A 26409-nucleotide genomic window follows, 5' to 3' on the forward strand; every position below is an offset into this window, starting at 1 on the left:
AACTCGGATCGATCTCCTCTTTACGATGTCAGAAATCACGCAACTTGCTGTCTATCCAGACTAGCGAGATGCGAAGTGATGTTTCGCGGACGACGGTGCACGACCTCGGTGATCAAACCATCTGGTGGAGCCAGACGGGATCGAACCGACGACCTCATGCTTGCAAAGCACGCGCTCTCCCAGCTGAGCTATGGCCCCGTAACCAGAAGACGAATGCTCACTCGATGAAAGTGGTGGGCCTGGGAAGACTTGAACTTCCGACCTCACGCTTATCAAGCGCGCGCTCTAACCAACTGAGCTACAAGCCCCTAACGCATATCCCGTCAAGGACCAGGGATCCTGCCAAGTTGCAGGCCCAGCGCGTGTTCGTCCGCGAAGAAAGAGAAACGTAGACGGCGAAATCCCGCCAATGAAGCTCAACGATCTGGCGATCTGTTGGCCCCTGATGTTTCTAAAACGGTTCGATAGTGAGCGCGAGCTCTCTGAAGAACCATCCTTAGAAAGGAGGTGATCCAGCCGCAGGTTCCCCTACGGCTACCTTGTTACGACTTCACCCCAGTCGCTGACCCTACCGTGGCCGGCTGCCTCCCTTGCGGGTTAGCGCACCGTCTTCAGGTAAAACCAACTCCCATGGTGTGACGGGCGGTGTGTACAAGGCCCGGGAACGTATTCACCGTGGCGTGCTGATCCACGATTACTAGCGATTCCAACTTCATGGGCTCGAGTTGCAGAGCCCAATCCGAACTGAGACGGCTTTTTGAGATTTGCGAAGGGTCGCCCCTTAGCATCCCATTGTCACCGCCATTGTAGCACGTGTGTAGCCCAGCCCGTAAGGGCCATGAGGACTTGACGTCATCCCCACCTTCCTCGCGGCTTATCACCGGCAGTCTCCTTAGAGTGCTCAACTAAATGGTAGCAACTAAGGACGGGGGTTGCGCTCGTTGCGGGACTTAACCCAACATCTCACGACACGAGCTGACGACAGCCATGCAGCACCTGTGTTCCGGGCTCCGAAGAGAGGGTCACATCTCTGCGACCGGTCCCGGACATGTCAAGGGCTGGTAAGGTTCTGCGCGTTGCGTCGAATTAAACCACATGCTCCACCGCTTGTGCGGGCCCCCGTCAATTCCTTTGAGTTTTAATCTTGCGACCGTACTCCCCAGGCGGAATGCTTAAAGCGTTAGCTGCGCCACTAGTGAGTAAACCCACTAACGGCTGGCATTCATCGTTTACGGCGTGGACTACCAGGGTATCTAATCCTGTTTGCTCCCCACGCTTTCGTGCCTCAGCGTCAGTACCGGGCCAGTGAGCCGCCTTCGCCACTGGTGTTCTTGCGAATATCTACGAATTTCACCTCTACACTCGCAGTTCCACTCACCTCTCCCGGACTCAAGATCCTCAGTATCAAAGGCAGTTCTGGAGTTGAGCTCCAGGATTTCACCCCTGACTTAAAGACCCGCCTACGCACCCTTTACGCCCAGTGATTCCGAGCAACGCTAGCCCCCTTCGTATTACCGCGGCTGCTGGCACGAAGTTAGCCGGGGCTTATTCTTGCGGTACCGTCATTATCTTCCCGCACAAAAGAGCTTTACAACCCTAGGGCCTTCATCACTCACGCGGCATGGCTGGATCAGGGTTGCCCCCATTGTCCAATATTCCCCACTGCTGCCTCCCGTAGGAGTTTGGGCCGTGTCTCAGTCCCAATGTGGCTGATCATCCTCTCAGACCAGCTACTGATCGTCGCCTTGGTAGGCCATTACCCTACCAACTAGCTAATCAGACGCGGGCCGATCTTTCGGCGATAAATCTTTCCCCGTAAGGGCTTATCCGGTATTAGCACAAGTTTCCCTGTGTTGTTCCGAACCAAAAGGTACGTTCCCACGCGTTACTCACCCGTCTGCCGCTGACGTATTGCTACGCCCGCTCGACTTGCATGTGTTAAGCCTGCCGCCAGCGTTCGCTCTGAGCCAGGATCAAACTCTCAAGTTGGACTTGAACTTTGAACCGGCTGATCACAACGTTTGACGAGGTCCCACCATTTTTCATCGACCGAAATCGACGAGCTGCCTGCGATTCACATCGCTGGCAACGATGGTGTAACCTTTGAAACGTGTACCGCCGAAGTCTTTCGTCCTCTCTCAGTACTCAAAAGCCGAAGCTCTCAAGTGGTCCGAGAGGCGCAAGGACTCCGCCGTCCACGTTTCTCTTTCTTCATCTTCACTTGTCAAACAGCCCGGGACCGGAGAGGTCCCAACCTTCCTGAGCGGAAGGGTTCCGACACCCTTACCGACGATGAATGACTCAACCGATTTTTGTCGGTTGGGGTGTCACTCAACAAGGTGAGGAGCATCAGTGGCGCGACCGCTCGCCTTGGTCAGTGACCCGGCGGCGCCGCGCTCAGTGGTCGGGTTATAGGCCCGCCCCCTCGGCGCTGTCAACGGGTATTGTCAACAAATCGTCGCACGCCTCGCGGCCTGCTGCGCTGCGGAAAAACCACCGTATTTTCCGTATCTTACGCAAAGGCCGCCCTGTGCACTTCTCGCTCGATCGACGACAGAGCCGAAAAAAATTTGAAAATCTTTGCCTCCCCGGCGGAGTGTTTTTCGACGTTCCGGCCCCCCAACCAGAGCCCTGCTGGAGAGCCTGCCGGAAACCCCGACTTGGACCCTCGACCCGGGCCCTCGACCAGGACCCCCGGCTTGGATCCCCGGCTTGGATCCCGGCCCGGATACTGTCTGGGTCCTGCCGTCACCGCACCTCGCCCGACGGCGAAACTTTTTCCGGCTCAGGCGCCGTACTAGAGCCACATTCCCGCGGCGTTCTGGTATGACACAAACTTGAATCGCTGGGTGCCAGTGGGGGCTGCCGGCGATTTTGAGTGATCAGGGGGAGGCGATCAACCGATGACCACATCGCCTTCTGCACACCGTCGAGAGACATCGAGAGACCTTCATCCGCTTTGCTGTTCGTGATCTCGGCCGGGCCTTTTAAGGGCCCACTGACTCCCGAGCGTCTGCGCGGCTTGCCTTATTTCCGGCGATCCCCCTTGAAGAGGGCGACGGCGGCAAGGCTCGAACGAGAGGCTTCTTTCGCATGTCGCTGATTTGGGGGACTTGGGTTGAACCATAGGGCGCCACGCGGGGGTTATGGGCGTGAGACCGGGATCATCGATCTCGGCCACGAGCCGCCGCTTTCCGTCGATGGTTCCGAAGCCGCCGTGATCGACCGCCGTCGCGTGTCGGTACAATGGTTCAGCGGCACGATTCTGACCGGACTCTGCGGCGCAGCCCTCATCGGTGGCGCCGTTTTCGCTTCTCTCGACGGCGAAATGACTTTCGCAAAGGTGCCCGAGCGCGTCGAAGGCGCGCTGCGCGGCGCGTTCGGCGCGGCCGATCGTGCCGCCACGCTGCACAAAAGCGACCGCTTGCCGCCGCCCGGCGAGTCCAACGCCTCGCGCAACGTGGTGCGCGTCTCCACCGTCGCCCGCGTCGGCAACCGCGACGTGATGAGGGTCCGTCCCTTCATCCGCATCGCCGGCAATCTGTCGATGACGACGAGCGATCTCTCGGCAAAGATCCCGCCCTTCAATGCCCAGCGCCTCTTGACCGACGTCGGCACCGCGCCGCAGGCCGCCACCGAAGATCCCAACAATCCCGAGGCCGTCGAGCCCGACGCCGAGGTCTCTTTCGTCACCAAGGACCTGACGCCGGTCCTGCCCAAGGCAAAGATCTCCGCGATCGTGGCGCTTGACGACATCCTGATGCGGGTGCGCGATGCCGCCAACTGGCGCGGCAGCGGCACCGGCGTCCGCTACGCCTCGCTCTCCAATGCGACCGCCGACGTCTCCGGCGCGACCGGCTCGGCCGACATGAAGATGGCCTACGCCACCGAATCCTCGACGCCCGATCCCTATGCCGGCTTCGAGACGCGCGTGGTGCCGGAAAACGTCACGCTGCTGCCGAAGACCAAGGGCCAGATCACCGGCGGCAATCCCAATGGCGAGCGCGTGCACGTCGTGAAGAAGGGCGACACGGTCGCCTCCGTGCTGCGCGATCTCGGTGCCACGCCGGAAGAGATCAAGGCAATCACCGCAACGTTCGGCGCCCGCGGCCGCGACGGCGGCATCAAGGACGGCGAGAAGCTGCGCATCCTGATGGCGCCGGCAACACCGGGCGCACGGTTGCAACCATTCCGCGTCGTGATCGCCAACGAAACCATGGTCGAGGCGATCACGGCACTGTCCGATCTCGGCAAATACGTCGCCGTCGACGTCTCCAGCATGAACACGACGGCCGAGGCGGCCGCGAACAATGCCAATGACGACGATGACGATGACGACGGCACCGGCGTGCGGCTCTACCAGAGCATTTACGAGACCGCGATGCGCAACAAGGTGCCGATGCCGGTCATCGACGACATGATCAAGATCTACTCCTACGACGTCGACTTCCAGCGCAAGGTGCAGCCGGGCGATTCCTTCGACGTCTTCTACGCCGGCGAAGACGAGGGTGTGACCTCGACGGAAAAGAACGACGTGCTGTTCGCTTCGCTCACCGTCGGCGGCGAGACCAAGAAATACTACCGCTATCAGAGCCCGGACGACGGCGTCGTCGACTACTATGACGAGACCGGCAAGAGCGCGAAAAAATTCCTGGTCCGAAAACCCGTCAACAACGCCATCATGCGGTCCGGCTTCGGCGGCCGCCGCCATCCGATCCTCGGCTACGTGAAGATGCATACCGGCGTCGACTGGGCGACCTCCTACGGCACGCCGATTTTCGCATCGGGCAACGGCGTGATCGAAAAGGCCGGCCCCGAAGGCGGCTACGGCAAATATATCCGCATCAAGCATTCCAACGGTTACGAGACCGCTTACGGCCACATGTCGGCCTTCGCCAAGGGCATGGAGATCGGCAAGAAGGTCCGCCAGGGCCAGGTGATCGGCTTCGTCGGCTCGACCGGCCAGTCGACCGGCCCGCACGTGCACTACGAAATCCTGGTCAACGGCCGCTTCGTCGATCCGCTGCGCGTAAAACTGCCGCGCGGACGCTCGCTGGAAGGCTCCATGTTGGCCGGCTTCGAGAAGGAGCGCGACCGGCTCGAAGGCATGATGAACAACCGCGGTAGCGGCATCGCCCGCATCTCGGACGCGACCGGCGGCCCGCTGCAAGTCAGCAACCGCTAATCCGCCAAGCGGAATGTCGGCAACCCGCCGACATCAAGCAGACATCTGCATAAACATGTTTTGAACGCGCGCTGTGAAGCGATGCCGTCGCGCGTCGACACAACGTCAAGTTTCGTTTGCCAAAGCGGCGCGACCAGCGAATACTTCCCAAAAAATGGGAGGTCTCGTCATGAAGAACAGGCTCGCTTGCGCGGCCGTCGCGGCTGCGATTTTCTCCACCACGGGTGCACTAGCCGACACGTGGGAAGTGACCAAACTTGTTTCCGGCTCGGCATTCCACGGCGTGCACGGGCTCGGCGTCGACAAGGCCGGCCATCTGTTCGCCGGCAGCGTCGCGGGCGCTGCGCTCTACGAGGTGGACATCGCAGCCGGCACCGCCAAGGTCGCGATCCCCTCGCCCGTCGGCATGGCCGACGACATCGCGTTCGCGCCCGACGGCACCATGGCCTGGACGGGTTTCCTCACCGGCGATCTCTATTCGCGCAAGGGCGACGGCCCGATCAAGAAGCTCGCATCCGGCCTTCCCGGCATCAACTCGCTCGCCTTCCGCAAGGACGGCCGGCTCTACGCCACCACGGTCTTCCTCGGCGATACGCTGTACGAGATCGACGTCGAGGGCGTAAAACCGCCGCGCCAGATCATGGAGAAGATGGGCGGGCTCAACGGTTTTGAGTTCGGTCCCGACGACAAGCTCTATGGTCCGCTGTGGTTCAAGGGACAGGTCGCAAAAGTCGATGTCGACAAGGCCGAGCTGAGTGTCGTCGCCGACGGCTTCAAGATCCCGGCCGCGGTCAACTTCGATTCCAAGGGCAATCTCTGGGTGGTCGACACCGCGCTCGGCCAGCTCGTGCGCGTCGATCCGAAGTCCGGCGCCAAGACTGTGGTCGCGCAGCTCAAGGCGTCGCTCGACAACCTCGCGATCGACGACAAGGACCACATCTTCGTCTCCAACATGGCCGACAACGGCATCCAGCAGGTCGATCCCGCGACCGGCCAGGCCAAGCAGCTCATCATCGGCAAGCTTGCTTTGCCCGGCGGCATCGGTATCACCTCCGACAACGGCAAGGATACGATCCACATCGCCGATGTGTTCGCCTATCGCACCGTCGACGGCGCGACCGGCGAGGTGACGGAGAAGGCGCGCATGCACGCCGCCGGCGTCACCCTCGAATATCCAATGAGCGCGACCGCAAAGGGCAACGACGTGGTGCTGTCGAGCTGGTTCACCGGCACGGTACAGGTGATCGACGGCAAGACCGGCGCGACGCGCGACATGCTGCACGACTTCAAGGCGCCGCATGACGCCATCGTGCTCGAAGACGGTAGCCTGCTTGTGGCCGAGCTCGGCACCAAATCGCTGGTCCGCGCCAGCGGCGAGCACGGCAAGGATCGCACCACGCTGATCGGCGGCCTCGAGGGGCCGGTCGGCCTCGTCGGCGGTGCAAGCGGTGAGGTCTATGTCACCGAAGCCTTTGCCGGCATGGTGTCCAAGGTCGAGCAGAACGGCGAAAAGACCGTGATCGCCAAGGACCTGAAGATGCCCGAGGGCATCGCCCGGACGAGCGATGGCAAGCTGGTCGTGGCCGAGGTCGGCGCCCAGCGGCTGATCGAGATCGCGCCCGACGGCAAGGTCACCGAGATCGCGGCCAACCTCCCGATCGGCCTGCCAGGTGCGCCCGGTGGCCTGCCGACCAACATTCCGACCGGGGTCGCCATCGGCGCCTCAGGCGTCATCTACTTCACCTCCGACGTCGAGAACGCGATCTACAAGGTCGCCAAGAAGTAGCCTTACGCGCGAAACGGAACTTCGCCCACGGAACCTGCTCGCGGCTTCCCCGTTTAACGGTCTGGGGAAGCCGACAGCAGGAGGACCAGCCATGACGCGCCTCTCCCGCGATGACGTCATCAAGAGCGTGGACCGGGCCGACGAGTTCACCATTGCAGAGATCATCGGAACCGGCGCGACCGTCGAGGAACTGGCGGAAGCGCAGGCCTGGCTCGCCAATGACGAACCGATGATCAACGATCTGCGGCCGCTCGCCCATGGCCGCGTCCGCGAGCTCGTGGACATTCTCTCCGAACTCGACGAAGACAGCGAGGAGGACGGCCCGACACTTGGCTCTCAGCCAGCGGAAAATTAACTCGCGCGCATCCGTGCGAACAGTTCCGACGGCATCATGCCGAACATGTCGCGGAAGGCGGTGCTGAAATGCGCCGAGCTGGAAAAGCCCGCGCCATGGGCTGCCTCGGTCAGCGATTGGCCTTGTGCAACCGCCCGCGCGGCAGCTCCGATCCGGTTCCAGATGCGGTAGCGGCGGAGCGGCACACCCGTGACATCCTTGAACAGATGCAGAAAGCGCGAGGACGAAAGCCCGGCCTTGCGGCCGAGTTCGGCAAGCGTGTGCGAACCGCCGGGCTCCTCGCGCATCCGCTTCACGGCAGTGGCAACTCTTGCATCCGGCTGCGCACTTGATCCGATCCCAAGCCTATCGCGGACCGCTTGCCGCGCGTCCTCGGATCCGAGGCGTCGCTCCGCGATGTCGTCAAACAGAGCGACGACCTGCCTCTCATCAATCACGTCGAACGCGGCTCTCGATCCGACCTCCTTCATGCGTGAGCGAAGCGCCTCGATATCGCGACCGAAGGGATCGACATAGAGGAACGCCATCCGTCCGGCATCAACGCGGAGATGGTGCAAGCTGTTCGGCATGATGAGCACGCTGCGCGTCCCGCGATAGGACGGTGAGCGTGCCCGCGGATGGTCGGCCACGCCGATCGACCCGTCGAGCGCCACGGCCAGCACACCGGTGGCATTGCGGTGGGGCGTCAATCCGAAGGCCGGACCGAGATAGAGCACCCGCGCGCCCCAATCGAGCATGCGCGCCTGCTTTGGCCCGACCTTGGCCGGCGTGCCGATAGCCAGTTCCTGAAAGCCCGGTGGCGAGGTCATGCCTTACCATAGCGCACCGGCACAACGCTGCCGATGACCCGGGAGATCATGTCGATGGAGAAAGTTCTGGCGGATGACGCCGCACAGACCGCCGCGATCCGCGCCGCCGTCGCGCGCTATGCGGCCGCCTGGCAGGCGGGTGACCGCGCTGCGATCGCCGCCTGCTACCACGATGAATTCACGCTGCATTATTCCGGGCATAACCCGCTCGCCGGCACCCACCGCGGCAAAGCGGCCGCGCTGGCCGCGCTGGCCGAGGTCGCACGCCGCACCAACCGGAGACTTCTCGGCATCGATGAATTAATGGCCGGACCGCGGCGCGGCGCCATTCTCGTGCGGGAATCGTTCAGCCGGGACGGCCGCACGGCCGAGCTGGAACGGCTGCTGGTCTATGCCGTGCGCGACGGCCTGCTCAGCGAATGCAGGGTCTACGACCGCGATCAGGTGGCGGTGGACGCGTTCCTCGCGGATTGAAAAACGCCCTCCGCGATTTTTGCGCGGAGGGCGTATACTTGATCAGTTTAGCTTGCGCTTCGACACCGGCGCTTCGAACTGGGTAATCTCAGCGGTCTGCGGTGCCTTGCCGTTGAATGTCAGCACGTTGCCCTCCGAAGAGATCGCAACGCTGTCGCCGTCCTTGACGTCGCCTGCGAGGATCATCTCGGCCAGCGGATCCTGCAGATAGCGCTGGATCACCCGCTTCAGCGGACGGGCGCCGTAGGCGGGGTCCCAGCCCTTGGCGGCGAGCCAGTCGCGGCCGGCTGCATCGAGCGTCAGCGCGATCTTGCGATCGGTGAGGAGCCTCTGGAGCCGCGCGAACTGGATTTCGACGATCCGGCCCATCTCGCTCTTCTGCAAGCGATGGAACAGGATGATCTCGTCGACGCGGTTGAGGAATTCGGGCCTGAAATGCGCCCGCACCGTTCCCATCACGTGCTCGCGCACGGCCGAGGTGTCCTCGCCTTCCGGCTGGTTCACCAAAAACTCCGAACCGAGGTTCGATGTCATGATGATCAGCGTGTTGCGGAAGTCGACGGTGCGACCCTGACCATCGGTCAGGCGGCCGTCATCGAGCACCTGCAGCAGGACGTTGAAGACATCGGGATGCGCCTTCTCGATCTCGTCGAACAGCACGACCTGGTAGGGCCGGCGCCGCACGGCTTCGGTGAGCGCGCCGCCCTCGTCATAGCCGACATAGCCCGGAGGCGCGCCGATCAGCCGCGAGACCGAGTGCTTCTCCATGTATTCGGACATGTCGAGGCGGACCATCGCGGTCTCGTCGTTGAACAGATACTCGGCGAGCGCCTTGGTCAGCTCGGTCTTGCCGACGCCGGTGGGCCCTAAGAACATGAACGAACCCATCGGGCGGTGCGGGTCCTGCAGGCCCGCGCGCGAACGGCGCACGGCGGTCGCAACCGCGCGCACGGCTTCGGCCTGGCCGACGACGCGTTGGCCTAGCTGCTCCTCCATCTTGAGCAGCTTTTCCTTCTCGCCCTCGAGCATTTTGTCGACAGGCACGCCGGTCCAGCGCGAGACCACCTGCGCGATGTGGTTGGCGGTGACAGCCTCCTCCATCGTCGCACCGGCGCTTTCGCTCGCCTCGACATCGGCGAGTTGCTTCTCCAGCGCCGGAATCTTGCCGTAGGCAAGCTCGCCGGCGCGCTGGAATTCGCCGCGCCGCTGGGCGTTGGCGAGATCGACGCGGAGCGCATCGAGCTCGGCCTTGAGCTTCTGGGCGTTGGACAGCTTGTTCTTCTCCGCGCTCCAGCGCGCGGTCAGCGCCGCCGACTTCTCCTCGAGGTCGGCGAGCTCCTTCTCCAGCGCCTGCAGACGCGTCTTGGAGCCGAGATCGCTTTCCTTCTTCAGCGCCTCCTGCTCGATCTTCAGCCGAATGATTTCGCGGTCCAGCGAGTCCAGCTCTTCGGGCTTGGAATCGACCTGCATCTTCAGCCGCGCCGCCGCCTCGTCCATGAGATCGATGGCCTTGTCGGGCAGGAAGCGGTCGGTGATGTAGCGGTTGGACAGGGTCGCCGACGCCACGAGCGCGGAATCGGTGATCCGCACGCCGTGATGCTGCTCGTATTTGTCCTTCAGCCCGCGCAGGATCGAGATGGTGTCCTCGACCGAGGGCTCGCTGACGAAGATCGGCTGGAAGCGCCGCGCCAGTGCGGCGTCCTTTTCGACGTGCTTCTGGTACTCGTCGAGCGTGGTCGCGCCGATGCAGTGCAACTCGCCGCGCGCCAGCGCAGGCTTGAGGAGGTTGGAGGCGTCCATCGCGCCGTCGGCCTTGCCGGCGCCGATCAGCGTGTGCATCTCGTCGATGAACAGGATGAAATTGCCGTCGCTCGCGGTGACCTCCTGGAGCACGGCCTTGAGCCGCTCCTCGAACTCGCCGCGATACTTCGCACCCGCGATCAGCGCGCCGAGGTCGAGCGACAAGAGCTTCTTGTCCTTGAGGCTCTCGGGCACGTCGCCATTGACGATGCGCAGCGCAAGGCCTTCGGCGATCGCAGTCTTGCCGACGCCGGGCTCGCCGATGAGGACGGGATTGTTCTTGGTACGGCGCGACAGCACCTGGATGGTGCGGCGGATCTCCTCGTCGCGGCCGATGACCGGATCGAGCTTGCCGTCGCGCGCTGCCTGGGTCAGGTCGCGGGCATACTTCTTCAGCGCGTCATAGGCGTTCTCCGCCGTGGCGCTGTCGGCGGTGCGGCCCTTGCGCAGGGACTCGATCGCCGCGTTGAGATTTTGCGCGGTCACCCCGCCCTTGTTCAGGATGGTGCCGGCCTCGCTTGCCTTTTCCAGCGCCAGCCCGAGCAAGAGGCGCTCGACGGTGACAAAGCTGTCGCCGGCCTTCTCGCCGGCCTTTTCGGCCGCGTCGAAGGCGCGCGCGAGTTCGGGCGCGAGATAGATCTGCCCGGCGCCGCCGCCACTGACCTTGGGCACCTTGTTCAGGGCCTCTTCGGTCGCCTTCAGAATTGCACGGGAATTGCCGCCGGCGCGGTCGATCAGACCGCTGGCGAGCCCCTCATTGTCGTCGAGCAACACTTTGAGGAGGTGCAGGGTGGAAAATTGCTGGTGCCCCTCGCGCATCGCAAGCGACTGCGCAGACTGGATGAAGCCCCTGGAGCGTTCGGTATATTTCTCAATGTTCATTTCGGGTTGTCCCTCGGCCTGCCCCCAGGGCCCCTAAGGCACCCCGGACCGCATCTTCACTGGGTTTCCGCTGGCCGCATTGACGTTCCTCAACCGGCAACGGTCGTCATCGACCGGAGTTACCGCCGGCCTGAGGCAGATGTGGGAAGCGTGCACTCGGATCGGAAGAGGCGAGATCACAAATTCGTGCGCGGATCGGCGCAGTGGAAGGAGCCGGCAGAATCCCTTAATAAACGCCATGACTTCCAGCCCCAATGCCGAGATTACCGGCCTGTACCGCTACCCGGTTAAAGGCCTTTCGCCCGAGCCCCTGCCCCGCGTTGCTTTGAGGGTCGGCCAGACCCTGCCAGCGGACCGCCGCTACGCCATCGAGAACGGCCCGAGCGGGTTCGATCCCGAGGCGCCGCAATGGATGCCCAAAACCCAGTTCTTGATGCTGATGCGGAACGAGCGGCTGGCGAGCCTGCAGAGCAGGTTCGAGGACGCCACCAACCTCCTCACCATCCGCAAGGACGGTCAGGTGGTCGCCACCGGCGACCTGGAAACCCCTGCGGGACGCGCCGCCATCGAGCGCTATTTCACGGACAACTTTCAGCCCGAGCTGAAGGGACCGCCAAAACTGCTCTCAGGCCGCGACCACAGCTTTTCCGACGTCGCCCGCAAGGTCGTCTCCATCATCAATCTCGGCAGCGTGCGCGCGATCGAGACCATGCTCGGCGGCACGCCCGTCCATCCCCTGCGCTTCCGCGCCAACCTCTACGTCGAGGGCTGGCCGGCCTGGCATGAGCTCGACCTCGTCGGCCAGACGATTGCGATCGGCCAAGCGCGCCTGAAGATCGTCAAGCGCATCGTCCGCTGCGCCGCCGTGAACGTCGACCCCGAGACCGCGCAGCGCGATCTCGAGATTCCGCCGACGCTCTCGCGCCGCCTCGGCCATATGGACTGCGGCATTTATGGTGAGGTGATCGCGGACGGCGATGTCGGCGTGGGCGATCGGATGGCGATGGAGTAGCAGCGGCCATGACGCGCATTTCGCTCCTCACCGCAATGCTCGCCAGCCTTTCCTTTCCGGCCATCGCCGATCCCGCGCTCGATGCCCTGCTTGCCGCATACGCCGACCGTCTTGCCTCCTACAGCGAAGACGAGCTGATCTGGAAGGACGGCTCACGCATGCCGCTCGGCCGGTTGCAGCCGAACCTGCCGTTTGAGCAACGGCTCAATCAGGCGAGCATCCGCGACCAGTTCGCCATTCCCTATCCGCTGTCCGGCGCGCCATTCCAGGCACCGGCGCCCGACGTCGATCCGGGCCGGCTGCGCAACGAGGCCTTCTTCCTCAAGATGTATGGCGACTGTCGCAAGGGAGAAGTGAAGCCAAGGCTGAAGGCCGTGCCGTGGCTGCCGAACCACGGCGGCGGGAGTGTTCGCGTCACCACCATCAACGGCGTAGCCGACCAGTTGGAGAAGGTGTCACGCGAGCTGGACCAGTTGCCGACGGCGCTGATCGGCTTTCTTGTTCCGATGTCCGGCACTTATAATTGTCGGCCTATCGCCGAGACCAACCGCCTCTCGGTGCACGCCTTCGGCGCCGCCATCGATATCAATGCGCGGTTTGGCGACTACTGGCTGTGGGCGAAACGTCCCGACGGCTCGATCACCTGGCGCAACCGCATCCCGCGGGAAATCGTCGAGCTCTTCGAGCGTCACGGCTTCATCTGGGGCGGCCGATGGCATCATTTCGACAGCCTGCATTTCGAATACCGACCCGAATTGATTGCACTTGCCAAGCAGGGCTGGCCGCGCGAATAGTCGCAACCGGACAGTCTGGCCGCCAGGGGGAGACGATGCGCGCTCTGCTGTTGTTTGGCATAGTCGCAGCGCTCGTCGTCGCCGGAGCAGCGCGCGCCGAAAATCGCCTCGCTTTCGTCGTCGGCAACGACGCCTATCGCAGCGTCGCGCAGCTCCAGAAGGCGGTGAACGACGCACGCGCCGTCAGCCGCAGCCTGCAGCAGCTTGGATTCAAGGTCACGCTCGGCGAAAATCTCGCCTGGCGCGACTACGTCGAGAAGTTCAGCATCTTCGAGAATTCGATACAGCCCGGCGACACGGCCTTCCTGTTTTATTCCGGCCACGGCGTCGAGATCGATGGCGCCAACTACCTGATCCCGGTGGACGCGCCGAAGGTCGCACCGGAACAGCAGAGCCTGCTCAAGGACGTCTCGATTTCCACCGACAACCTGATCCAGCGGCTCAAGGCGCGCGGCACCCGAACCCAGATTGTCGTCCTGGATGCGTGCCGGGAAAACCCGTTCCGCCAGGCTAGCGGACGCTCGGTCGGCGGTGCGCGCGGCCTTGCCGGAGCGAACCTGCCCGGCGGCGTCTTCATGATCTATTCTGCCGGCGTGGGCGAGATTGCACTCGACCGTCTGTCCGACAGCGACGGCAATCCGAACTCGGTGTTCACCCGGAGCTTCCTGCCGTTGCTGGAAAACCCCGACAATTCCCTGATCGCGGTCGCCAAGCAGACGCGCGCAGCCGTGAAGTCGCTCGCCTCCAGCATCGGCCAGACGCAATCGCCGGCCTACTATGACGAGATCGACGGCGAGATCTTCCTGGCGAGGGGATCGACGCCCTCGTCGCTGCTCCCGCCGCCCGTACCGCCGACACCGACGGTCCCGGCGACCCCGCCGACGATCCGCTCGGACCTTCCGCCGCCCCAGCCGCAGCCAAGCCCCAATCGCGACTTCATCTTCCCCGATTCCGACCGCATCCGGCTGACGCGCGACATGCTGTCGGGACTTTCAGCCACGCAGCTTCGCATCGCGCGCAACGAAATTTATGCGCGACGCGGCCGCTACTTCAAGGACCCGATGCTCGCGCAATATTTTAGCCGTTTCACCTGGTATCGTCCCTACACATGGGACGTGCCGCTCAACGCGGTCGAACAGGCCAACGTCGCCCTGATCGCGTCGATGGAACGCTAGAGCGAAGCCGGGAGGAAACCAGAATGCCTTACGCCGTTGCGAGCGATCATACCCGTCTGTATTTCGAAGAGGCCGGCAGCGGAACGCCGATCATTTTTCTGCACGAGTTCGCGGCCGACTACACCAATTGGGAGCCGCAGATGCGCTACTTCTCGCGCGGCCACCGCTGCATCACCTATTCCGCGCGCGGCTATACGCCGTCGGATGTGCCCACGGGGAACGTCTACACCTACGAGCACTTCTATAGCGACGCACTTGCTGTTCTCGATCATCTCAAGATTGAGCGCGCACATCTCGTGGGCCTTTCGATGGGTGCCTACTCCGCGCTCCAGATCGGCCTCAACGCGCCGCAGCGCGCGCTGTCGATGACGCTCGCCGGCGTCGGCTCGGGCTCGGAGATCGAGAACCTGGATGCCTGGCGCAAGCAATGCCGTGCCAATGCCGAGCAGCTCGATACGCTCGGCGCGGCCGAGGTCGCAAAAGTCACGCGCGAGGCGCCGAGCCGGATTCCCTTTTTGGTGAAGGACCCGCGCGGCCACGCCGATTTCTACGCCGCACTGGCCCGGCACGATTCCAAGGGTTCCGCCAACACCATGCGCGGCTTCCAGGGCGGCCGCCCCTCGATCTACACCATGACCGATGCGATCAGACGCGTGCCGACGCCGGCGCTGATCATCTGCGGCGACGAGGACGATCCGTGCGTGCAGCCGAGCCTGTTTCTGAAGAAGCACCTGCCTGCCGCAGGGCTCGCGTTCTTTCCAAAAACCGGCCACGTGCTCAATCTCGAGGAGCCCGCGCTGTTCAACGAGAGCGTCGGGCGGTTCATCACGTTGGTCGAAGCCGGACGATGGCCAGTGCGCGATCCCAGGTCGGTGCCGGCGGGTTAGCTGTCATTCCGGGATGCGCCGACAGGCGCAGGCCCGGAATCCATGGACCCACCAACGCTGAGGCGCGATGGATTCCGGGCTCGCGCCATCGGGCCGCGCTTCGCACGGACCCGCTGGCGCGCCCCGGAATGACGGTCGCATAGCCGCATGGAGCGAAACCCCGATCAGAACAGGCCCGGGATCAGCATCGCCACCTTCTGCCTGTAGAGCCGGTACTGGTCACCGAACATCGCCACCAGATCGCGCTCCTCAAGCCAGATGCCGACGAAGATGTAGGCGGTCGTCACGGCCGCGAACAGGAGATGACCGAGTGTCATGGTCGGCGCGGACCAGAATGCGACGATGAAGCCAAGATAGATCGGGTGCCGGATCAGGCCGTAAAGGCCTGGCGTCTTGAACTTCATCGGCTCGACGACCCGTCCGACGAAATGCGTGACAACCTGGGTCAAGCCGAACAACTCGAAATGGCTGATCAGGAACGTTGAGTAGAGCACGATGAGCCAACCGATGAAGCCGCCCGCGATCGCGGCATAGGCCAGCACGGGCGTCTCGACGTTCCAGACGACGGCCGTAATCGGCTGCCACTGCCAGAACAGCAGAATCAGCGTCAGGCTCGCCAGCAGCACATAGGTGCTGCGCTCGAGTGCCGGTGACGCGAAGCGGGCAAACAGCTTCTTGAATCCCTGGCGCGCCATGCCGCTGTGCTGGACGGCAAACAGCGACATCAGCGCGAGATTGACGACGAAGGCCCGCGCGAGCGAACCCGTCACGCCGCTGTCGAGCGTCTTCGGCACGATGAGCTGCGAGATGAAGCCGACGGCATAGAGGAACGTGCCGAAGAAAACGAGATAGGCGAGCACGCCGTAGGCCAGCACGAGGCCTCTTGCGGCGAGCGAGGTTTGGGCCTGGACTGGGCCGTTCTGTAGGATGATGGACATGTCCGGTTCTCCTGATGAGTGGATCGGTGTGGACGACCGCGGACGAAGGCTGACGTTCGCCCGCGATCTGCGTTGCGTCAGACGAAGGTGCGCTTGGTGCAGACCTTCTTCACGGTGCAAGGGCCGCCGAGGCAATCGACAGGCTTGCGCTTGCCCGAACTCTCCCGAACGATGCTTCCGCCGCGATGATCGTGGACGAATTTTGCCGCAGCGGGCGAAAGCGCCCCGACCACGATCAGAACGAACAGCACGACGCGCACGCCGGCGGGCTGAAGGGAGAGACCGGCCTTCCTCAATTCCCGATCGCCAAGCTTCTGCGACATGAATTGCGTGGCCGCCCGTTCCCGATTGGCCAGCATGTTGGCGACGGACCGATTGACGAACCGGCGCAAGCGCAGCAGCACGGCGGTGAGATAGCGAAGCAATGGGCTCAGCGCGGGCGCCAGACAGTGGGGGGACATAATACGCTCCTTCGAAAAGCATTACGTGTTGAAGGCGGCGCCCGCGCTGAAGGATTATTCGGCGGCAGCCGCTGACGGGGCGGGGTCGCGGCGCACGACGACGGTGGTCGCGACCTTGTAGAATTCCTCGCCGGGCATGCCGACGCGGCGGGCGTGCTCGCGGATCGATTCCGCGTCGCGCGCCTCATAGATGCAGAAGGTTCCGATGCGGCCGTCGGCCTCATGGACCACGTAACTGCGGATCCAGCGGACGCGGTCGGGCATCTCCTCGTTGCCGATCCGGGCCGACTTCGCACCGGCCTTTTCCAATTCGCTCAGGTTTGCCCAGGCACTCGGGCGACGAATGACATAGAGTTCCATCGAATAGCTCCTCTTGGGGACCGTTGAACCACCCGGCCACAAGCGACCGAAGGCATGTGGAGCTATAGGCTTGGGCCGCGCTGACCGTCCTTACCGCGGTCTGATCATTTGCTGATCCTTGCAGGCCTCTGGCCGCGGCCGCCCCTGGCTGAACCTTTTCCAGCCCGCCCGGACATACCGATATGATCCTCAGGTTTGGACCCTTCGAGCTCGACGAGGCGAGCCGCGCTCTGATGTGCGCGCGGAAGGAAATCCCTTTGCAGCCGCGCGTGTTCGATCTCCTGGTCTATCTGACGCGCAACCGCGATCGGGTCGTCACCAAGGAAGAGTTGCTCGACGCCGTCTGGGCGCATGTGACCGTCACCGACAATTCGCTGCAGCGCGCCGTGAGCATGCTTCGCACCGTGCTCCGCAACGGCGGCATGGACAGCGCCATCCGCAACGTGCCGGGCAAGGGATATCGCTTTTGCATCGACAGCGAAGCAGAGCCGCAAGCTCCCGAGATCACCGACGGACAGACGTCGGACGTGCTGGTGCGTGCGCAACGCGCGGCTGCCGCGCAGGCGTGGGACGAGGCTGCTAGTCTATTCGCGAAGGCCGACGGCTCCGCTTTGCTCGATGGCAACGATTTGCATCAATGGGCCCTCGCCCTTCAGTGCACCGGCAAGACCGATGCCGCGATGCCGCTTCTGGCGCGCGCGGTCGCTGCGCATACAAACGCAGACAATGTGCCATCTGCCGTGATCGACGCGGTCACGCTGTCGGGCCTGTATTTCGAGCGCGGCCAAGCCGCTATCGCCAAGGGCTGGCTGGCACGCGCCGAGGATTGGGCCGCGGAGATCGAAGATCCCGCGACGAACGCGCTGATCCTCTGGATGAAGTCGAAGGTGGCCGCGTTCGACGGCGAGCCGGAGCTCGCGCTGTCGCTCGCGGACGAGGCCTACAGCGCGGTCCGGCACAGGGATGCCATCAGCATCGAGGCGCTGAGCCTCGTCTACCGCGGCTTCTACCGCCTGTGCCTCGGCGATACGCACGCAGGCCTCGCCGATCAGGACCATGCCGCGACGCTGGCACTGTCCAGCAACCAGCTCGATCCGGTGATGGGCGGCATCCTCTACTGCAACATCCTGTGGGCGTCGCGGATGTTCGGAGACTGGGCCCGTGCCGACCAGTGGACGCTCGGCTACCAAAAATTCTGCTCGGAAAGCGGCATGGAGCTGACGGGCTCTTGCCAGCTCCACCGCTCGGAAGTGCTCGGCGTCAGGGGCTCGCTCGGCGAAGCCTTGTCGCGCATCCAGGATTCGCTCGCGCGTCTCACCAGCGATGCGCCGTGGTCGATCGGGGATGCCAATCGCGTGCTCGGCGATATCCAATCCGCCATCGGCAACGACGACATTGCACTCGAAGCCTATGACAAGGCGTACGCGATGGGCTGGTGCCCTGAGCCCGGGCGCGCAATGCTGTTGCTGGAACGCGGTGAAGCGGAAGCCGCTTATGCGAGCATCGAACGCAGCCTGATCGGCAAGAGCTGGTGGACGCTGCAGCGGCGGGGAATATTGTTTGCACATTTGGCGCTCATTGCCGCGCATACGGGCCGCCATGAGCAGGCGCTGGAATTGATCGACGAACTCTCGGGGAGTGCCGACCGCTGGCCGATGCCGTCGATCCGGGCGCTGACCAACGAAGCGCAGTCCGTGCTCGCCTACACCAGGGGCGACCACGACGCGACGCTCCGTCACCTGCATCTGGCCCGGCAACTCTGGTCGAGTATCGAGGGCCGCGTGCAGATCGTGCGGCTGCGCTTGCAGATCGCAAGGCTCCAGCTCGAACGCGACGATGTCAGGGGCGCATCGGCGGAGCTTCATGCCGCCCAGCTCATCACGCGCGACCTGGGCTCGCATAAGCTCGAGGCCAACTGTACGGCGCTGCAACGCGAGATCGCCACACGGCAGTCCGGACGCGCCGCGTAGCCGCGCGACTACCGCGTCACTTCCCCGCGCCCCGGCTCAGCAGAAACACGCCCTGCTCGCCGAACATGTTCCACACCCACCAGGGCAGGTTCAGCGGCACCGGGCGGCCGTAGAGATCGAGCGCGACGGAGCGCTCCATCTTGACGTTGATCTCGTCGCACAGCTCGACGAAGTCCTTGATGGTGCAGAAGTGGATGTTGGCGGTGTCGTACCAGGTCGCCGGCAAATTCTCCGTGCGCGGCATGTGGCCGCCGATCAGGAGCTGGAGACGCATCTTCCAGAAGCCGAAATTCGGGAACGAGACGATGGCGCGGCGGCCGATGCGCAGGAGATTCTCCAGCACCATGCGGGGCTGGCGCGTCGCCTGCAGCGTCTGCGACAGGATCACGTAGTCGAAGGCATCGTCGGGATAGTTGACGAGGTCGGTATCGGCGTCGCCCTGCACCACGGCGAGCCCCTTGGCGACGCAGCGGTTGACGCCCTCGCGCGACAATTCGATGCCGCGGCCGTCGATGCCACGGCTTTCCAGGAGTTGCAGCAGCTCGCCGTCGCCGCAGCCGACATCGAGCACGCGCGAGCCCGACTCCACCATGCTCGCGACCAGCAGGTGATCGGTCCGATCGCTGCCGGTACGGTCGGGCACGATGCCGGGCAAGGGCAGGGTTTGATCCTGAAGCGCCATGTTACGCACCACTCGTTAGGCCGCGCGCCTTGCCGGCCGATTCCAGGAAGGCGCGCGAAATGTCGAAGAATTCGGGCACGTCGAGCAGGAAGGCATCGTGGCCGCGATCGGTCTCGATCTCGGCGAACGACACCCGTGCGCTGGAGGCGTTGAGCGCATGCACAAGCGCGCGCGATTCCGAGGTCGGGAACAGCCAGTCCGAGGTGAACGACACCACGCAGAACCGCGTCTTGATGCCGGCAAACGCCTTGGCCAGCACGCCCTGATGGTCGGCCGCGATGTCGAAATAATCCATCGCGCGGGTCAGGTAGAGATAGGAGTTGGCGTCAAAGCGCTCGACGAAGGACGAGCCCTGGTAACGCAGATAGCTCTCGACCTGGAAATCGGCGTCGAACGAAAACGTCGGCAGGTCGCGGTCCTGCATCCGCCGCCCGAACTTGCGATGTAGCGCGGCGTCGGAGAGATAGGTGATGTGCCCGGCCATCCGCGCCACCGCGAGCCCGCGATGCGGCTGGGTGCTGCGTTCGAAATAGCGCCCGTGATGCCAGTCCGGATCGGCCATCACGGCCTGCCGGCCGAGCTCATGGAACGCGATGTTCTGCGCGGAGTGGCGCGTGGCGCAGGCCACAGGCATCGCCGAGAACACGCGCTGCGGATAGGCCGCCGTCCATTGCAGCACCTGCATGCCGCCCATCGAGCCGCCGATCACGCAGAGCAGGGTGTCGATGCCCAAGCGATCGAGCAGCATGGCCTGCGCGCGAACCATGTCGGGGATGGTGATAACAGGAAAATCCAGACCCCAGAGTTTGCCGGTGGCCGGATTGGTCGAGGCCGGCCCCGTCGAGCCCATGCAGCCGCCGATCACGTTCGAGCAGATGATGAAGTACTTGTCGGTATCGATCGGGCGGCCCGGCCCGATCATGATCTCCCACCAGCCGGCCTTGCCGGTCAGGGGATGCACGTTGAAGACATGCTGGTCGCCGGTCAGCGCATGGCAGATCAGGATTGCGTTGGAGCGATCGGCATTGAGCGTGCCATAGGTCTGGTAGGCGATCTGGAACGGGGCGAGATCGACACCGCAATCGAGCCGCAGCGGCTGGTCGGCGCCGAACTGCGCGACCAGCGAATGCGGATGATCCGCCTCGTGCGAGCGCTCATCGGCGCTGATCCCGGTACTTCCAAGAATTGGACTTGGTATCGGGCTCGTTATCGACGCAACGTCAACCATCTCAGACCACCGACTTCGTTTGCGCCGTCCGGCGCCACTGAAATCAGGCCATGAAAAACCCGGCCTGAACGATAGGTTCGGCCGGGATCGGAATACGTCCCCGGCCTGTTTAGCGAGTTTTTTAACGTGGCTGCAAGCCGGCCGGCTCAAATGACCACGGAACGGGCAAAAGTTAGTGGCTTAGGCTGAGTTCGTCAAGCCGGAGCCCAATTGGCCAAGCCCGGCCCTGCAAAGTCAGGCGAATTTAGCCGTTGTTTCTCTTTGCTTTCGACGGCCATCCTGCCTAATCAGGGCATCAAGCCCCTCAGACAGCCCTGACCGACATGTCCCAACGTCCGCCCGCGCCGCCATCACTGCAGGAACTGCGCAAGGAGATCGATGCGATCGACGAGCAGATGCACCGCCTGCTGATGCAGCGTGGCGACATCATCGATCGCCTGATCCGGGTGAAGCAGACGCAGGAGGTCGGTTCGGCGTTCCGGCCCGCGCGCGAGGCCGACATGATGCGGCGCATCGTCGAGCGTCACCGCGGCATCCTGCCGCTGGACACCGTCGAGAGCATCTGGCGCGTCATCATCTCGACTTTCACTTACGTGCAGGCGCCGTTCTCGGTGCATGCCGACATCGCCGTCAGCGAGCCGGCGATGCGCGATTCCGTGCGCTTCCATTTCGGCTTCACGGTGCCTTACGTCGCGCATTTCAGCGCGCAGGCTGCGGTCGAAGCGGTCGCGAAATCCAAGGGCGACCTGGCGCTGGTCTCGGCGACCTCGAGCCGCACGCCGTGGTGGCTGGCGCTGGAGGCGCAGGGCGCGCCGAAGATCATCGCGCGGATGCCCTTCGTCGAGCGCGCCGACCATCCGGCCGCGCTGCCCGTGTTCGTGGTCTCGCGTGTCGCCGACAGCGCCATGGTGACGGAGGTCGAGACCTGGAGCGTGCGCGTCTCCGGCTGGAATGCCGAGATTGCCCGGGCGCTGTCGCCGCTGGCCGACATCGTCGCGGTGCCCGATACCGCCTTCGACGGGGCCGCGCTGCTGATCTCGATCACGACAACCGCCACCAGCCTCGGCAAGATCAAGGCTGCCCTGATCGAAGCGGGGGCCTCGGTCCGCTCCACGGCCCTCGTCGGCAGCCACGCAACGCGCTATACGGTGCCCCCGACCGGGGCGAAATCGTAAGCACCGTCCCGCTACTTCCGGAGTTCGAAGATGTCCCGCCCCGTGCCGAATCCCGGCATTCTCGATATTGCGCCCTACACGCCCGGCAAGAGCCCGGTCGCGGAGCCGGGCCGCAAGGTGTTCAAGCTGTCGGCCAACGAGACGCCGTTCGGGCCCTCGCCCAAGGCGATCGAGGCCTTCAAGCATGTGGCCGACCATCTCGAGGATTACCCGGAAGGCACCTCGCGCGTGCTGCGCCAGGCGATCGGCCGTTCCTTCGGGCTCGATCCGGACCGCATCGTTTGCGGCGCCGGCTCGGACGAGATCCTCAATCTGCTCGCCCACACCTATCTGAGCCATGGCGACGAGGCGATCTCGACCGCACACGGCTTCCTGGTCTATCCGATCGCGACCATGGCGGTCGGCGCAAAGAACGTCGTGGTGGGCGAGAGCAATTTCACGGCAGATGTCGACGGCATCCTCAAGGCCGTCACGCCGAAGACCAAACTGGTCTGGCTCGCCAACCCCAACAATCCGACCGGCACCTATCTGCCGTTCGACGAGGTCAAGCGGCTGCGCGCCGGCCTGCCGTCCCACGTACTGCTGGTGCTGGACGCCGCCTATTCCGATTACGTTTCCCGTAACGACTACGAGATGGGGATCGAGCTGGTCGCGACCACCGAGAATACCGTTGTGACGCACACCTTCTCGAAGATCCACGGCCTTGCGGCGCTACGCGTCGGCTGGATGTTCGGGCCTGCGCACATCATCGATGCGGTCAATCGCATCCGCGGCCCGTTCAACGTCTCGACGCCGGCGATGTATGCCGCGGTCGCCGCGATCGAGGACACCGCGCATCAGCAGATGTCGAAGCAGTTCACCGAGACCTGGCGCAACTGGCTGACGGAAGAAATCGGCAAGCTCGGGCTCAAGGTGACGCCGAGCGTTGCGAATTTCGTGCTGATCCACTTCCCCGAGAAGGGCAAGACATCTGACGAGGCCGATGCCTTTCTCACCAAGCGCGGCCTGGTGCTGCGCGCGCTGAAGAATTACGGCCTGCCGCATTGCCTGCGCATGACCATCGGCACCGAGGAGGCCAACCGCCTCGTGGTCGACGGCCTGCGCGACTTCATGGGCGGAAAATGAGCGTCGCGCCGCACTTCCAGCGGATCGCGCTGGTCGGCTTCGGCCTGATCGGCGGCTCGATCGCGCGCGCGGCGAAGCTGCAGGGCCTCGCCGGCGAGATCGTCACCACCGCGCGCTCGGAAAAGACCCGCGCGCGCGTTGCCGAGCTCGGCATTGTCGACCGCGTGGTTGCGACGAACGCGGAAGCCGTCAGGGATGCCGACCTCGTCATCCTCTGCATACCCGTCGGCGCCTGCGGTCCCGTGGCGCAGGAGATTGCGGAGCATTTGAAGCCCGGCGCGATCATCTCCGACGTCGGCTCGGTCAAGGGCCAAGTCGTCAAGGACATGGCGCCGCATCTGCCGCCCGGCATTCATTTTGTCCCAGCACATCCTGTTGCAGGCACCGAGCATTCGGGCCCGGACTCGGGCTTTCCCGAGCTGTTCATCAACCGCTGGTGCATTCTAACGCCGCCCGAAGGCGTCGATCACGCCGCGGTCGATCGGCTGCGTGCGTTCTGGGCCGCGCTCGGCGCCAAGGTCGAGATCATGACGCCGGATCATCATGATCTCGTGCTCGCGATCACCAGCCATCTGCCGCATCTGATCGCCTACACCATCGTCGGCACCGCCGACGAGCTGGCGCAGGTGACGGAGTCGGAGGTGATCAAATTCTCCGCCGGCGGCTTCCGCGATTTCACGCGTATCGCGGCGTCGGATCCGACGATGTGGCGCGACGTGTTCCTCGCCAACAAGGAGGCCGTGCTGGAGATGCTCGGTACCTTCACCGAGGATCTGTCGAAGCTGACGCGCGCGATCCGCCGCGGCGATGGCGAGGCGCTGTTCGACCACTTCACCCGCACCCGCGCCATCCGCCGCGGCATCGTCGAGATCGGCCAGGATTCCGCCGCAGCCGATTTCGGCCGGCCGCATCCGTCGCTGACAAAGCAGTGAAGCGCCTCCTCGTTCTCCGTCATGGCCGGGCTTGACCCGGCCATCCACGCGCATCCGCGATTGAGAAAAGACGTGGATGCCCGGGTCAAGCCCGGGCATGACGACGGAGTGTCTGGCGCGCTACAGCGCTAGTACAACGGCGGGATCTGTCCGACCTTGATCGCGCCGAGCACCACGGCGCCGTCGACGAATTTCAGCGGGAAGCTGCGCGCCTTCTTGCCTTCGAGCACGCTTTCGGTGCCGATCGCATTGATCCCTGCGGCGACGCCGGCATTGGCGTTCTGCTTGATGACCTTGCCGAGGCCGGGCACGGCGCGGTCGAGTGCGCCGAAGAGATTGTTGAGGTCCTGCGACTTCACGCCGGGCGCAACACGATCGAGGGTCGCCTGCGGCACGCCCTCCTCCAGCATTTTTTCGATACCAAGCGCCGGAATGACGCGCTCGAGACCCGTGACCGTCATCTGCAGTTCGCCGTCGAGGCGGCCATTCGGCGAAAGACCGAGCGTGCCGGCGGCGACCGCGATCATCTCGCCCTGCTGAATGCGCGACTGCACGATCTCGACATGGCCGCCGGCGGCCTGCAGCTCGCGGAAACGCTGCGGCCACGGCTTTGGCGCAAAATCGTTGAGGCCGGTGAGCTTGGCGCGCACGTCGGCCTGGAACGGCTCGGCGAGCAGCGGATGCACGCCCTGGATCGACCCTTGCGCGATCTGCAGCACGGTCTCGATGACAGGGTGATCGGACGGCGATCCCTCCGCGAGACGCCCGTGCAGCTCGACGGATTTCGCGCGCGCCAGCGGCACCTGCACCGTTCCGTCCAGCCGGTTGACGGTGGGATCGTCGAACACGATCGACGCGCGGTCCGGAATGGCCGGTAGCCCCACCACGCTGCTGCGCGCCTTGCTCCAGTTCACCACGAACGAGGTCTGCGTCACCCCGTCGGTGAGCGTCGCAGGCGCGGTGAACTCGGCGATCACGCGCTTGGGATCGTAGACCTGGCCCACCACGAGAATGTTATCGAGCTTGGCCGTGAACGGCGTCTTGCTTGCGGTCTGCGACACCAGCGCGACGCTGGCGCCGGAGCACTGCACCTCGAAACGGAACGGAAAGCCGGCGATCGAGCGCTTGGCGCAATCATAGATGCGGCCCGATTTGGCCTCCTGCGCGCGCCAGGCGTCGGTGGCGATTTCGGCTTGGGATGCGGCATAGAACCAGAAACCGCTCCAGGCGACCGCCAGGAGCAGGAGGAGGAGCGGCGGAAGGAAGAGGCCCCAACGGGAGCGCCGGCCTGTGGCAATGGTCATATCGGACATGCGGCGACCCTTTGACCCCAGATGATGGCAAATGTAAGCGAGGATGGCTTGCGACGAAAGGCGGAGAATCCGCTTCGCCTGGGGGCGCGGGTCTGGTAGCCCTCCCCGCCATGTCCGAAATCACCCTCCCCTCCATCACCACAGCCAAGGGCGACCTCTGGGTGTTCGGCTATGGCTCGCTGATGTGGCGGCCGGGTTTCGAGTTTGAGGAACGCGTTCCAGCGCGGCTGGTCGGCGAGCACCGCGCGCTCTGCGTCTATTCCTTCGTCCATCGCGGCACGCCGGAGAAGCCGGGCCTGGTGCTCGGGCTCGACCGCGGCGGCGCCTGCCGCGGCATCGCCTTCCGCGTCGCCGAGAAAAATCGCGCCGCAGTCGTGGCCTATTTGCGCGAGCGCGAGCAGGTCACCTCCGTCTATCGCGAGGTGATGCGCTCGGTCTGGCTCGAGAACGAGGCGCGAGATCGGGTAGCCGCGCTCGCTTACGTCGTCGATCGCGGCCATGTGCAATATGCCGGACGACTGTCGCTCGCCGACCAGCACCGCCACGTCATCCAGGGCCACGGCCAGTCCGGCGCCAACCGCGACTATGTCACCGCGACGGTGAAGGCGATCGAGGCCGAAGGCTTTCGCGACACGCAACTGCATCAGCTTGCAGCGATGCTGCACGATGCGCATCCCCTGCACGCTCCAGCTTCGGATCAAGAGAACCGCTAGCTCTCTGACGGCGCGTAACTCGGCGAGCTGCCGATCAATGCTTCCTGCTCCTTGCGGCCGGCTTCGACGAGGCGGTCGGTGGCGCCTTCGATCGCGCTCTGCACGCGGGAGAGAAACTCCTCTTTCGGCAGGCCCGGCGGCAGCGGATCGAGGAATTCCACGACGAGCGTGCCGGGATAGCGCATGAAGGTGCGGCGCGGCCAGAACAGGCCGGAGTTGAGCGCAACGGGTAAGCACTGCGCGCCGCAGGACGAATAGATCTGCGCAAAGCCGGTCTTGTAATCGGGCGGCGCCCCCGGCGCACGGCGGGTGCCCTCCGGAAAGATCACGAGCTGGGCGCGCGAGGCGGTGCG

General features: G+C 64.1%; 22 protein-coding genes, 2 tRNA genes, 1 rRNA gene and 1 riboswitch. Of the genes, 13 read left to right on the forward strand and 12 right to left on the reverse strand.

Features of this window, described 5'->3' with window-relative positions:
• Positions 1-122: 122 nt before the first annotated feature.
• From C2U70_RS18430 to C2U70_RS18440, 3 genes are all read right to left on the reverse strand, one after another.
• Positions 123-198, reverse strand: a tRNA-Ala gene (locus C2U70_RS18430).
• 33 nt (positions 199-231) lie between these two features.
• Positions 232-308, reverse strand: a tRNA-Ile gene (locus tag C2U70_RS18435).
• 192 nt (positions 309-500) lie between these two features.
• Positions 501-1989 (reverse strand): 16S ribosomal RNA (locus tag C2U70_RS18440).
• A 1129-nt stretch (positions 1990-3118) separates the two neighbouring features.
• Here C2U70_RS18440 and C2U70_RS18445 point away from each other — a divergent pair.
• The 3 genes from C2U70_RS18445 (at position 3119) to C2U70_RS18455 (ending at position 7326) form a co-directional block, all read left to right on the forward strand.
• Positions 3119-5185, forward strand: coding sequence for a M23 family metallopeptidase (locus C2U70_RS18445; RefSeq protein ID WP_140979851.1), 2067 nt, complete (start codon positions 3119-3121; stop codon positions 5183-5185).
• A 169-nt stretch (positions 5186-5354) separates the two neighbouring features.
• Positions 5355-6971, forward strand: a complete 1617-nt coding sequence (locus tag C2U70_RS18450) for an SMP-30/gluconolactonase/LRE family protein (protein ID WP_140979852.1) — start codon at positions 5355-5357, stop codon at positions 6969-6971.
• Positions 6972-7062: 91 nt separating this feature from the next.
• Positions 7063-7326, forward strand: a complete 264-nt coding sequence (locus tag C2U70_RS18455) for a hypothetical protein (protein ID WP_140979853.1) — start codon at positions 7063-7065, stop codon at positions 7324-7326.
• On the opposite strand, the gene C2U70_RS18460 is transcribed toward C2U70_RS18455, so the two are convergent.
• Positions 7323-8135, reverse strand: coding sequence for a helix-turn-helix domain-containing protein (locus C2U70_RS18460; RefSeq protein WP_140979854.1), 813 nt, complete (start codon positions 8133-8135; stop codon positions 7323-7325). The two genes, C2U70_RS18455 and C2U70_RS18460, sit on opposite strands and share 4 nt — an antisense overlap.
• A 54-nt stretch (positions 8136-8189) precedes the next feature.
• On the opposite strand from C2U70_RS18460, the gene C2U70_RS18465 reads away from it, so the two are divergent.
• Positions 8190-8609, forward strand: a complete 420-nt coding sequence (locus C2U70_RS18465; RefSeq protein WP_140979855.1) for a nuclear transport factor 2 family protein — start codon at positions 8190-8192, stop codon at positions 8607-8609.
• A 42-nt stretch (positions 8610-8651) separates the two neighbouring features.
• On the opposite strand, the gene clpB is transcribed toward C2U70_RS18465, so the two are convergent.
• A complete protein-coding gene (clpB, locus tag C2U70_RS18470; RefSeq protein WP_140979856.1) occupies positions 8652-11291 on the reverse strand; it encodes an ATP-dependent chaperone ClpB in 2640 nt (879 codons plus the stop codon).
• Positions 11292-11529: 238 nt separating this feature from the next.
• Here clpB and C2U70_RS18475 point away from each other — a divergent pair, with 238 nt between their 5' ends.
• The 4 genes from C2U70_RS18475 to C2U70_RS18490 are packed head-to-tail and all read left to right on the forward strand — an operon-like array spanning position 11530 to position 15159.
• Positions 11530-12303: an MOSC domain-containing protein gene (locus C2U70_RS18475; protein WP_140979857.1), complete on the forward strand. Its 774-nt coding sequence runs from the start codon at positions 11530-11532 to the stop codon at positions 12301-12303.
• Positions 12304-12311: 8 nt separating this feature from the next.
• Positions 12312-13097 carry a M15 family metallopeptidase gene (locus tag C2U70_RS18480; protein WP_140979858.1) on the forward strand — a complete coding sequence of 262 codons (786 nt, stop codon included), beginning with the start codon at positions 12312-12314 and terminating at the stop codon, positions 13095-13097.
• Positions 13098-13132: 35 nt separating this feature from the next.
• On the forward strand, positions 13133-14272 hold the full coding sequence (locus tag C2U70_RS18485) for a caspase family protein (protein WP_186294338.1): 1140 nt from the start codon (positions 13133-13135) through the stop codon (positions 14270-14272).
• A 23-nt stretch (positions 14273-14295) separates the two neighbouring features.
• Positions 14296-15159 (forward strand): alpha/beta fold hydrolase, encoded by an 864-nt coding sequence (locus C2U70_RS18490; RefSeq protein ID WP_140979860.1) that lies wholly within the window; start codon positions 14296-14298, stop codon positions 15157-15159.
• Between the two features lie 164 nt (positions 15160-15323).
• On the opposite strand, the gene mddA is transcribed toward C2U70_RS18490, so the two are convergent.
• From mddA to C2U70_RS18505, 3 genes are all read right to left on the reverse strand, one after another.
• Complete coding sequence (mddA, locus tag C2U70_RS18495; RefSeq protein ID WP_140979861.1) at positions 15324-16097, reverse strand: methanethiol S-methyltransferase; 774 nt, start codon at positions 16095-16097, stop codon at positions 15324-15326.
• 77 nt (positions 16098-16174) lie between these two features.
• Entirely contained in the window at positions 16175-16558 is a 384-nt protein-coding gene (locus C2U70_RS18500) for a hypothetical protein (protein ID WP_140979862.1), read from the reverse strand.
• 54 nt (positions 16559-16612) lie between these two features.
• Positions 16613-16918, reverse strand: coding sequence for a nickel-binding protein (locus tag C2U70_RS18505; RefSeq protein WP_140979863.1), 306 nt, complete (start codon positions 16916-16918; stop codon positions 16613-16615).
• A gap of 182 nt (positions 16919-17100) precedes the next feature.
• On the opposite strand from C2U70_RS18505, the gene C2U70_RS18510 reads away from it, so the two are divergent.
• Positions 17101-18888, forward strand: a complete 1788-nt coding sequence (locus C2U70_RS18510; RefSeq protein ID WP_140979864.1) for a winged helix-turn-helix domain-containing protein — start codon at positions 17101-17103, stop codon at positions 18886-18888.
• A gap of 16 nt (positions 18889-18904) precedes the next feature.
• Here C2U70_RS18510 and metW read toward each other — a convergent pair whose 3' ends face one another.
• Entirely contained in the window at positions 18905-19570 is a 666-nt protein-coding gene (gene metW, locus C2U70_RS18515) for a methionine biosynthesis protein MetW (protein WP_186294339.1), read from the reverse strand.
• A 1-nt stretch (position 19571) separates the two neighbouring features.
• Entirely contained in the window at positions 19572-20798 is a 1227-nt protein-coding gene (metX, locus tag C2U70_RS18520; RefSeq protein ID WP_140979865.1) for a homoserine O-acetyltransferase MetX, read from the reverse strand.
• Positions 20799-20886: 88 nt separating this feature from the next.
• Positions 20887-20966, reverse strand: a riboswitch (SAM riboswitch).
• A 155-nt stretch (positions 20967-21121) separates the two neighbouring features.
• Here metX and C2U70_RS18525 point away from each other — a divergent pair.
• From C2U70_RS18525 to C2U70_RS18535, 3 genes are read left to right on the forward strand one after another with little or no spacing between them, the layout of a single operon-like run.
• Complete coding sequence (locus C2U70_RS18525) at positions 21122-21973, forward strand: chorismate mutase (protein WP_140979866.1); 852 nt, start codon at positions 21122-21124, stop codon at positions 21971-21973.
• Positions 21974-22003: 30 nt separating this feature from the next.
• A complete protein-coding gene (hisC, locus tag C2U70_RS18530; RefSeq protein WP_140979867.1) occupies positions 22004-23098 on the forward strand; it encodes a histidinol-phosphate transaminase in 1095 nt (364 codons plus the stop codon).
• The gene (locus C2U70_RS18535) at positions 23095-24030 is read left to right on the forward strand and encodes a prephenate/arogenate dehydrogenase family protein (RefSeq protein ID WP_140979868.1); all 936 of its coding nucleotides are present in this window, start codon (positions 23095-23097) and stop codon (positions 24028-24030) included. Before hisC ends, C2U70_RS18535 begins: the two co-directional genes overlap by 4 nt.
• Before the next feature lie 128 nt (positions 24031-24158).
• Here C2U70_RS18535 and C2U70_RS18540 read toward each other — a convergent pair whose 3' ends face one another.
• Positions 24159-25343 (reverse strand): DUF2125 domain-containing protein, encoded by a 1185-nt coding sequence (locus C2U70_RS18540; RefSeq protein ID WP_140979869.1) that lies wholly within the window; start codon positions 25341-25343, stop codon positions 24159-24161.
• A 110-nt stretch (positions 25344-25453) separates the two neighbouring features.
• Here C2U70_RS18540 and C2U70_RS18545 point away from each other — a divergent pair, with 110 nt between their 5' ends.
• Positions 25454-26056 (forward strand): gamma-glutamylcyclotransferase, encoded by a 603-nt coding sequence (locus tag C2U70_RS18545; RefSeq protein ID WP_140979870.1) that lies wholly within the window; start codon positions 25454-25456, stop codon positions 26054-26056.
• Here the strand turns inward: C2U70_RS18545 and C2U70_RS18550 are convergent.
• Positions 26053-26409 (reverse strand): lysophospholipid acyltransferase family protein (locus tag C2U70_RS18550; protein WP_433960685.1); only part of this gene is annotated, 357 nt, incomplete at its 5' end. The genes C2U70_RS18545 and C2U70_RS18550 overlap by 4 nt on opposite strands.

This window comes from Bradyrhizobium guangdongense, assembly GCF_006483445.1.
Lineage (GTDB): Bacteria > Pseudomonadota > Alphaproteobacteria > Rhizobiales > Xanthobacteraceae > Bradyrhizobium > Bradyrhizobium guangdongense_A.

Bases quoted from the DNA above. Each gene is read 5' to 3' on its own strand.
- C2U70_RS18485 (WP_186294338.1), top strand. From the start codon at position 13,133: ATGCGCGCTCTGCTGTTGTTTGGCATAGTCGCAGCGCTCGTCGTCGCC.
- C2U70_RS18460 (WP_140979854.1), bottom strand. From the start codon at position 8,135: ATGACCTCGCCACCGGGCTTTCAGGAACTGGCTATCGGCACGCCGGCC.
- C2U70_RS18525 (WP_140979866.1), top strand. From the start codon at position 21,122: ATGTCCCAACGTCCGCCCGCGCCGCCATCACTGCAGGAACTGCGCAAG.
- C2U70_RS18475 (WP_140979857.1), top strand. From the start codon at position 11,530: ATGACTTCCAGCCCCAATGCCGAGATTACCGGCCTGTACCGCTACCCG.
- hisC (WP_140979867.1), top strand. From the start codon at position 22,004: ATGTCCCGCCCCGTGCCGAATCCCGGCATTCTCGATATTGCGCCCTAC.
- C2U70_RS18450 (WP_140979852.1), top strand. From the start codon at position 5,355: ATGAAGAACAGGCTCGCTTGCGCGGCCGTCGCGGCTGCGATTTTCTCC.
- C2U70_RS18465 (WP_140979855.1), top strand. From the start codon at position 8,190: ATGGAGAAAGTTCTGGCGGATGACGCCGCACAGACCGCCGCGATCCGC.
- C2U70_RS18540 (WP_140979869.1), bottom strand. From the start codon at position 25,343: ATGTCCGATATGACCATTGCCACAGGCCGGCGCTCCCGTTGGGGCCTC.
- C2U70_RS18490 (WP_140979860.1), top strand. From the start codon at position 14,296: ATGCCTTACGCCGTTGCGAGCGATCATACCCGTCTGTATTTCGAAGAG.
- C2U70_RS18535 (WP_140979868.1), top strand. From the start codon at position 23,095: ATGAGCGTCGCGCCGCACTTCCAGCGGATCGCGCTGGTCGGCTTCGGC.
- clpB (WP_140979856.1), bottom strand. From the start codon at position 11,291: ATGAACATTGAGAAATATACCGAACGCTCCAGGGGCTTCATCCAGTCT.
- C2U70_RS18510 (WP_140979864.1), top strand. From the start codon at position 17,101: ATGATCCTCAGGTTTGGACCCTTCGAGCTCGACGAGGCGAGCCGCGCT.
- C2U70_RS18480 (WP_140979858.1), top strand. From the start codon at position 12,312: ATGACGCGCATTTCGCTCCTCACCGCAATGCTCGCCAGCCTTTCCTTT.
- metX (WP_140979865.1), bottom strand. From the start codon at position 20,798: ATGGTTGACGTTGCGTCGATAACGAGCCCGATACCAAGTCCAATTCTT.
- C2U70_RS18545 (WP_140979870.1), top strand. From the start codon at position 25,454: ATGTCCGAAATCACCCTCCCCTCCATCACCACAGCCAAGGGCGACCTC.
- C2U70_RS18455 (WP_140979853.1), top strand. From the start codon at position 7,063: ATGACGCGCCTCTCCCGCGATGACGTCATCAAGAGCGTGGACCGGGCC.
- mddA (WP_140979861.1), bottom strand. From the start codon at position 16,097: ATGTCCATCATCCTACAGAACGGCCCAGTCCAGGCCCAAACCTCGCTC.
- metW (WP_186294339.1), bottom strand. From the start codon at position 19,570: ATGGCGCTTCAGGATCAAACCCTGCCCTTGCCCGGCATCGTGCCCGAC.
- C2U70_RS18505 (WP_140979863.1), bottom strand. From the start codon at position 16,918: ATGGAACTCTATGTCATTCGTCGCCCGAGTGCCTGGGCAAACCTGAGC.
- C2U70_RS18500 (WP_140979862.1), bottom strand. From the start codon at position 16,558: ATGTCCCCCCACTGTCTGGCGCCCGCGCTGAGCCCATTGCTTCGCTAT.